This is a genomic window from Bartonella sp. AP21QHHD, from assembly GCF_042196205.1.
Classification (GTDB): Bacteria; Pseudomonadota; Alphaproteobacteria; order Rhizobiales; family Rhizobiaceae; genus Bartonella.
In genome coordinates this window covers 1-532 of record NZ_JBHIPT010000086.1, presented here as the reverse complement: position 1 = coordinate 532, position 532 = coordinate 1, and the positions used below count along the sequence as shown (strand labels likewise).

The window sequence follows — 532 nt, the reverse complement described above, 5'->3', positions numbered from 1 at the left end:
ATAGACAAAAGCATGGTCATAAACTTTAGCATATTGAGAGATAAAAGCTTTTCCATAGACCTCAGCATTGCCATAAACTTGACCACAGACTTGCGAATAATGCCGTATTTTTGCATCATCATACACTCTTGCATGACCATAGACACAAGCCTCATCATAGACCCAGCAATTACCATCATGGGATAGGTTAACTTCCTTTTCGATAAAACCGCCTAAAGCACCCGCCTGTACATCATCGAAATCTTTTAAAGCTTTAATGCGATAAAGGTTAATAATATTTCGAGTAAGAGCATGTTTGATTTTTTTGATTTCACTGGTTAATTCGTATTTTTTGCACATAGAAGACCCTCACAATCTAATGTGATAAACAGTTGATAAAATTTGAAATGGGAAAATTTGAAAGAGGGGCGCCCCCGCCACGCCTGTACTTTCATTTACACTGCTTTATTGGTTAGACCCAGACAATCTCTAATTCACCATAAGGAGAGAGACGTTCAGTATAGGTTTTTATTTTAGTAGACCCGCCGACATT

The 532-nt window shown here is 37.8% G+C and carries 1 pseudogene; it reads right to left on the bottom strand.

Features of this window, described 5'->3' with window-relative positions:
- Window positions 1-339, bottom strand: a pseudogene (locus ACFIMC_RS05090) (hypothetical protein); the annotation flags it as partial.
- Window positions 340-532 lie beyond the last annotated feature (193 nt).